Here is a 1,835-nt window from a genome sequence, read left to right on the forward strand (position 1 = left end):
ATTTGAAATATTAAAGGTAGAATAATTAAAAGTAAGTGCATTTTTTCATCTTTTATTAGTTTTTATTATCAAGCTTTTCAATTTTTTATACTTTCTGCGGAAACAAATCTTTGTCTTTTCAGCGTTTTTTTCTGCGTAATTTTTACAAGTCTCCAGTAACGTTCTGGCGCTACACGAGGTTTGGGATTAAAGATGCGAGGTTTTTCGGTTAAACACAAATTTTACAAGTACAAAACCATTTTTAAATTTAGCCAAATGCCCAAATCTCGTTTAACGGCTGTTATGTGATGTACTTATTCGTACACATTGACCGAAAATGTACAAATATCTTTTTTACAGTCCATAATATCTTCAATTTGATAAGAGAAAGCATTTAGCTTTATTTTTAAAGTTTTTCTGTAAATTCCTCCATTCAAGTCTTTATAAGATAACTTCAGTTTTATTTGCGGTAAAGATTTGAATTCTTCGTGATGAAAATTTTTAGCTTCAATTACGTCAAGTTCATATTTGAAAATAAGGTAATAAACGTAAATTTTAATTATTGAATGGGGAAATGTTTCTTTTTTTTCTTCGTTATTTATATTATGTGGAGCTATAAAATCAATTTTTTGAACTTCTAAATCTTTGTAGTTAAATGAATCATAAAAACCATCATTTCGCTGAATGGAAGTATATTCCAATATTTTATCCCAAATAATTTCTTCTGGCGCAATCTTTTTTAATTCTTTAATTGCTTTATTATAATCAAACTCCCATTTACATTCAATTAATTTTCCAAATCCAAAACCTAAATTTTCTAATTTATATTTTACATAAATATGACTTTTATTTTCTTTCTTTTTTTTATTTGCTTTTTCCCCTTTATCCCTATTTTTAAAGTGCATCATTTTTTCTTTTTTTACAAAGAATGGATTTGTTACTAAATCAAAATAGAAACTGTCCAAAAATAATTCTGGTTTGTAAGTTGATTTTCTTTGTTTTTTTACTTCGAACAAAGTATAAAGAGCAACTAAAGCTGAAAGAAAAGTTCCAATTCCTGCAAATATTTCGATTAAATCTTTGTTGTCTAATAATTCTTTCATTTGTGCGTCATTTTTTGCAGTATATCACATAACGTTCTCGCGCCTTGCGCGGTTTGCGACTTACGAAGACGAGTATTTTCGGCTGAACGAAAATACGATTAAAAAACGGTAATTCCACTAAATTCGCAAATGGCGCAAGACGTGTGTTAGGTAGCGTAGTTTTATACGTTCTTATTTCAGTTTTTCGCTTTTTTTATATTATAAATGTAAACTTGAAAATTGTCATTTTCGGATTCTTTTATTAGAACAATTTCTTCAACAGTTTTTATGTTTTGATATGTTACTTTATAAGCATATCCAATTGATTTTTTGTCTGTGGAAGTTTCACTTTTCATCAAAGTTTTTTCAATAAGTTTTCCACAAGACTTATTTTTTTCTTTTAGAATTTCTTTGAACTTGTAATATGGAGTTTTTTGATAAAATCTAAAACTAATTAACGGGCTCAATTTTTCAATATTATTTTGGTATTTATAAAACATTTCGATTGTCTTTTCAGACGATATTTTTTCAGTGTTTTTTATTTTAGATTTAGAAATTACTTTTCCATTGCTGTCAACAAGTATGTCTTCGGTTTTATTTTGTCCTCTAGAAATTGAACAGATAATAAGCATTAAAATTATTGTAATGTTTTTCATTTAATTTTCTTGAATTCCACGATTTTTAGGACTATGCTACCTAACGTTCCTGCGCCTCTAGCTGTTTGCAACCTATGAAACAGAGTCTTTTCGGCTAAACGAAAATAGGAATTAAAAA

General features: G+C 27.6%; 2 protein-coding genes. Both read right to left on the bottom strand.

Translation table 11 applies throughout. From position 1 onward, the window contains the following. Positions 1-293 precede the first annotated feature (293 nt). Positions 294-1,082 (bottom strand): hypothetical protein, encoded by a 789-nt coding sequence (locus GXM17_RS21225; protein WP_163401514.1) that lies wholly within the window; start codon positions 1,080-1,082, stop codon positions 294-296. Positions 1,083-1,258: 176 nt separating this feature from the next. Next, the gene (locus tag GXM17_RS21230; protein WP_163401515.1) at positions 1,259-1,717 is read right to left on the bottom strand and encodes a hypothetical protein; all 459 of its coding nucleotides are present in this window, start codon (positions 1,715-1,717) and stop codon (positions 1,259-1,261) included. Positions 1,718-1,835: the final 118 nt, after the last annotated feature.

The organism is Flavobacterium fluviatile, assembly GCF_010645065.1.
Taxonomy (GTDB): Bacteria; Bacteroidota; Bacteroidia; order Flavobacteriales; family Flavobacteriaceae; genus Flavobacterium; species Flavobacterium fluviatile.